The sequence below is a fragment of the Flavobacterium sp. genome, from assembly GCF_043779715.1.
Classification (GTDB): domain Bacteria; phylum Bacteroidota; class Bacteroidia; order Flavobacteriales; family Flavobacteriaceae; genus Flavobacterium.
The window spans coordinates 1-5,007 of the sequence record NZ_JAYWDT010000007.1; the positions used below are offsets into that span (position 1 = coordinate 1).

A 5,007-nucleotide genomic window follows, 5' to 3' on the forward strand; every position below is an offset into this window, starting at 1 on the left:
CAAAAAAAAACCGTTTCAGGTTTTGAAACGGCTTCTGTTATAAGTTATAATCTAATTCCTGGAGGGAGTAATTCTCTATAAACTGGGTTTTTCTTAAAAAACGATACAATTTTTGGCAAAATGGGAACAACTTTTAGCTTTCGTTCTATAGCAATTACCATGATGTTTTTTAATAAATCGGAAATAAAATCCTCGTCGGTAAAGTTCTCAGGAACATTCAAACGAGTTAGAAATATCTTCTTTTCTTGAAAAGAATATTCAACTGAAATTAATTGTCCATTTAATGTGGTTTCAAATTGTCGAGAAAACGTATTGTCTTTAATTTCCATATTTTTTCAAAAAATAATATTGACTATACTTACAAGTCAATCAAATGAATTATTTTTATACAAAAATAAAGAAAATAAACCATTTTTACTAAATAAATGTTAAATAATGAGTAAAATTCACGTATATCTTATGCCGGGAATGGCGGCGAGTTCTTCAATATTTGAAAAAATAAAATTACCCGAAGATGTTTTTGAAATTCATTTACTCGATTGGATAATACCTGAAAAGACAGAATCGTTGAAGGAATATGCTGAGCGTATGTCGAAATTTGTAAAACATGACAAAGCAGTTCTAATTGGTGTTTCTTTTGGTGGTATTTTAGTTCAGGAAATGGCTCAATTTTTAGAACCAAGGAAGGTAATTATTATTTCGAGTGTAAAATCTAATAAAGAATTACCAAGCCGAATGAAAATTGCTAAAACCACTAAAGCATACAAACTAATTCCGACAAGTTTACTTTCAAATGTAGATGCACTTACAAAATATGCTTTTGGAACTATGGTTAAAGAAAGAATAGAATTGTATAAAAAATATCTCACCATGAGCGACAAAGTCTATTTGGATTGGGCTATAGAACAAGTTGTGTGTTGGGAAAGAGCAGTTGTAGACAATAGAGTAATTCATATTCATGGAGATAATGACAGTGTTTTCCCTTTTCAGAACATTAAAAACTGTATAAATGTAAAATCAGGAACGCATATTATGATTGTGAATAGGTACAAATGGTTTAACGAAAATTTGCCAGATATAATTCTGAAATAAGACATTATATTAATACTTTTACTTCTTACAGATAAAAACATGAAAATTATAAAAAATACAATAATTATTTTTGCAACTATATTAGCTAGTGGATTTTTAATTTTTGCTACAACGTACAATAAAAATTCAAATGTTGGAATAAATAGTAATTTCCCGAAGGAAATAGATTTTGCTGGTGAAAAAACGCCTTTGCAAATTTATGATGTTCGTGAGCGCATGGATAGAGAATTGCTAATAAATGAAAACTTACATTCATCGACAATATTAATAATAAAAAGAGCTAATAAATTTTTTCCTATAATAGAGCCTATTTTAGCCAAGTATAATGTTCCAGATGATTTCAAATATTTAGCAGTTATCGAAAGTTCTTTAATCACAGCATCAGTTTCAAAAGCTGGAGCTAGTGGAATATGGCAGTTTATGAAGCAAACCGCTGTCGAAAAAGGTATGGAAGTTTCAGAAACTGTTGATGAGCGCTACCATCTCGAAAAATCTACCGAAACAGCTTGTAAATACTTGCTTACTGCAAAAGAAAAATTTGGTTCTTGGACACTTGCCGCTGCATCATATAATGGCGGAATGGCTGGTGTTTTTAAACAAATAGAATTTCAAGAAGTCAATAATTACTATGATTTATTATTAAATGAGGAAACCTCCAGATATGTTTTCAGAATTTTGGCATTAAAAGAGATTATGAAAAACCCAGTTTTGTATGGTTTTAATGTTCAAAAAGAAGAATTATATACTAATCTTCCTACTCGAAAAATTGAAGTTGATAGTACAATCTCTAATCTGTCAACTTTTGCGAAAGCGCAAGGAATTAATTATAAAATTTTGAAATACCACAATCCTTGGTTGCGGGATAAAAAATTAGATAATCCCACAAAAAAGAAATACGAAATCGAAATTCCTACCGAAGGTTATAACTAGATTTTTAAATGGAAGATAACACAAAAAAAGCACACCAATAAGAGCGTGCTTTTTCTATAAATAAGTAGTAAGTTTTCTAATTTGTAGATAATTGTTCTTTAGAGATGTTTTTCTCTATAAGCAAACTACCTAAACCATCTCTAAAATTATTATAGTTCATAGTGTAAGCCTTAACATAAGTATTCTTGTTATTTGGTTGTGCACCGCCACGTTTTATATTTACAACGTTCAGTTTTTCATCTAAAAAGTAAGAAGTAGGAAATCCTAAAGTATGTTTTAAATTAGCGACTATGCTTGCGTCATTTTTGTATGATTCGTTAGCATAACAAACACTAATGTTGTGATTAAATTTTCGAGCTATTTTTTTAACACTATGTTTTTTATCCCAAAAAAGAATAACAAATTGAACGTCTTTAGTATATTTTTGAGCCAATTTATTTAGAGCAGGAATTTCCCCTTTGCTAGGAATACACCAAGAAGCATAGGTCAAAATAAATAATGGTTTTTTGAATGAGCTTAATTTTATTTTTCTTTTCTCGAAGCCTTTAAGAGTGTAATCTTCAAAAGTGGTTCCTATTAAGTGATTTATAACTAAAGAATCGAATAAAATTTGCCCTTTTTCTGAATCTTTATTTTCAAAAGCAAGATTGCTTTCAAGGTTATATTTTTTGATCTTATTTTTTATAACATAATTAAAGCTATTGTTATCTTCCTGGCAATTTGCAGTGAAAATAAAAAGGGAGCTTATTAATAATGTATAAAAAATCTTCATAATCAAATATTCGAAGGAATAAAGGTATATAACTTATATTATTGATTATCAATATAATCGATAAAAAGTATAAAAACTCGATTAGGAACCTAATAAGCATAAAAAAACCACGCTAAGTAGCGAGGTTAATGATATATTTAGTGTCTTGTCATGAAATAGCGATATATAAAAAAAATATTCTTATGGAAAAATATGAAGAACTTCGCTATGTAAAACGAACCCAAAGAGACTTTCAATGTCTATTAAATTACAAGTTGTTCAAGAAATAAGGGAGGACGGTTCTTAGATATTTTATTTAATTACAAAAACGAATAGTACTTCTGGATTTACATCTTAATAGCTAACAATACTAATAATAAATTAGTTTCTGAGCTACGCGAGTTTCTAGACTTTAATATGAAAACATATTAATTGTTTTAATCTAAAAACATAATAAAATCCCGCAAAGTCTAGGAGATATTTGAGAAGGTTTTCTTTGTGATAGTGACCTATAACGAATTATTAATTAGTACAATTAGTTTTTATTTTCTCTCTCCAATTTGTTGTCTCCACATTGCATAATACAAGCCTCTTTCTGCCAACAAATCTTCGTGTTTTCCTTGCTCGATGATTTTCCCTTGTTCTAATACAAATATTTTATCAGCATGCATAATGGTCGATAAGCGATGGGCAATAAGAACTGTAATTCGGTTTTTGTCTGAAATATTTCTAATTGTAGAGTTTATTTCTTCTTCAGTAATTGAGTCTAATGCTGAGGTTGCTTCGTCAAAAATTAATAAATTTGGATTTCTTAGTATTGCACGAGCAATAGACAAACGTTGTTTTTCGCCACCAGAAACTTTAATTCCGCCTTCGCCAATGGTCGAATTGAGTCCGTCTTCGGCACGATTTAGTAGTTTTTCGCAGCTTGCTTTGTGTAATGCTTCCAAAAGTTCTTGATCGGTAGCATCAGGTTTTACAAACAATAAATTTTCACGAATGGTTCCCGAAAATAATTGCGCATCTTGTGTTACAAATCCCAATTGTTGACGTAAATCTAACAAATCTATTTCGTTAGAATTTACAGCATTATACAACACTTTTCCTTCGGCTGGCGGATACAATCCTACTAACAGTTTTACTAAAGTTGTTTTTCCTGCTCCAGATGGACCAACAAATGCTATTGTTTCTCCTTGTATGATATGAAAATCGATATTTTCTACGGCTGAATATTTCGCCGTTTTGTGTTTGAAACTCACATTTATAAATTGTAAGGAAGCAATTTTTCCTATCGATTTTGGATTTTTAGGGCGAAATTCAGATTTAGCATTTAATAAATTCGCGAAATTTTCCATCGAAACTTTAGTCTCATTTTTAGCAATGATGAAAGCACTTAATTCTTGCAGTGGATTGAAAATAAAGAAGGTAAAAAATACCATTGTTAGTAAGTCACCTACTAATATCTTATTGCCAAATAAGAAATAATATAAGGTAAAAATAACGCAAGTTCTCATAAAATGAACCGTTGTTCCTTGAATGAAACTTAAACTTCTAATGAAGCGAATTTTTTCTATTTCTAAGTGCAAAATTTTATGTGTATTCGCATTCAGTCTTCCTTCTTCTTGTTGTGTCAAGCCTAAACTTTTCACTAATTCGATGTTGCGTAAACTCTCGGTTGTTGATCCAGCAAGCGAATTGGTTTGTTGTACGATTCTTCTAGAAACTATTTTAATTTTTTTTCCTAAAAACGAACTAATGAAAGCGATGATTGGTGCTGTTAATATAAATATAAAAGCAATACGATAATCGATTCTAGAAATGTAAACAATCACAAAAATAAACCCAATAATAGTTTGAAATATTAATGAAATAGAAAGTGTGATTAGCTTCTCCGAATCGGTGCGTGCTTTTTGCAATTTACTTAGCGTTTCTCCGCTTCGTTGGTCTTCAAAATCTTCATAAGGTAAGTCTAAAGATTTTTTAATACCGTCGGTGTACATTTCGGCACCTGTGCGTTGAATAACTAAATTGGTAAAATAATCCTGAAAATTTTTAGTAATTCTAGAAATCATGGCTGCTCCAAGAGAAAGTCCTATCCAAAAACCAACGGCTTTAATAAAATTAAGCTCTTGCCCTTTATATTTTGCGATGCCCACACCGCAATCTTGCATCAATTTACCAGTAATAATAGAGTCGCTCAAGCTAAAACAAATGTTTATGGCAGCCATTAGCAA

Annotated in this window: 5 protein-coding genes; 2 read left to right on the forward strand and 3 right to left on the reverse strand. The window is 30.4% G+C overall.

The window, feature by feature from the left end; translation table 11 throughout:
* Positions 1-44: 44 nt before the first annotated feature.
* Positions 45-329 (reverse strand): GNAT family N-acetyltransferase, encoded by a 285-nt coding sequence (locus ACH2BG_RS00345; protein ID WP_395045755.1) that lies wholly within the window; start codon positions 327-329, stop codon positions 45-47.
* A 106-nt stretch (positions 330-435) separates the two neighbouring features.
* Here ACH2BG_RS00345 and ACH2BG_RS00350 point away from each other — a divergent pair, with 106 nt between their 5' ends.
* Both ACH2BG_RS00350 and ACH2BG_RS00355 read left to right on the forward strand, forming a co-directional pair.
* Positions 436-1,092 (forward strand): alpha/beta hydrolase, encoded by a 657-nt coding sequence (locus ACH2BG_RS00350; protein ID WP_395045756.1) that lies wholly within the window; start codon positions 436-438, stop codon positions 1,090-1,092.
* A gap of 39 nt (positions 1,093-1,131) precedes the next feature.
* Complete coding sequence (locus ACH2BG_RS00355; RefSeq protein ID WP_395045757.1) at positions 1,132-2,022, forward strand: lytic transglycosylase domain-containing protein; 891 nt, start codon at positions 1,132-1,134, stop codon at positions 2,020-2,022.
* 76 nt (positions 2,023-2,098) lie between these two features.
* On the opposite strand, the gene ACH2BG_RS00360 is transcribed toward ACH2BG_RS00355, so the two are convergent.
* Both ACH2BG_RS00360 and ACH2BG_RS00365 read right to left on the reverse strand, forming a co-directional pair.
* Positions 2,099-2,794 (reverse strand): TlpA family protein disulfide reductase, encoded by a 696-nt coding sequence (locus ACH2BG_RS00360; RefSeq protein WP_395045758.1) that lies wholly within the window; start codon positions 2,792-2,794, stop codon positions 2,099-2,101.
* Between the two features lie 521 nt (positions 2,795-3,315).
* Positions 3,316-5,007, reverse strand: a 1,692-nt coding sequence (locus ACH2BG_RS00365) for an ABC transporter ATP-binding protein (protein ID WP_395045759.1), incomplete at its 5' end; no start/stop codon positions are given.

Excerpts from the sequence above, each read along its gene's own strand:
- ACH2BG_RS00345 (WP_395045755.1), bottom strand. The coding sequence starts at position 329 with ATGGAAATTAAAGACAATACGTTTTCTCGACAATTTGAAACCACATTA.
- ACH2BG_RS00350 (WP_395045756.1), top strand. The coding sequence starts at position 436 with ATGAGTAAAATTCACGTATATCTTATGCCGGGAATGGCGGCGAGTTCT.
- ACH2BG_RS00355 (WP_395045757.1), top strand. The coding sequence starts at position 1,132 with ATGAAAATTATAAAAAATACAATAATTATTTTTGCAACTATATTAGCT.
- ACH2BG_RS00360 (WP_395045758.1), bottom strand. The coding sequence starts at position 2,794 with ATGAAGATTTTTTATACATTATTAATAAGCTCCCTTTTTATTTTCACT.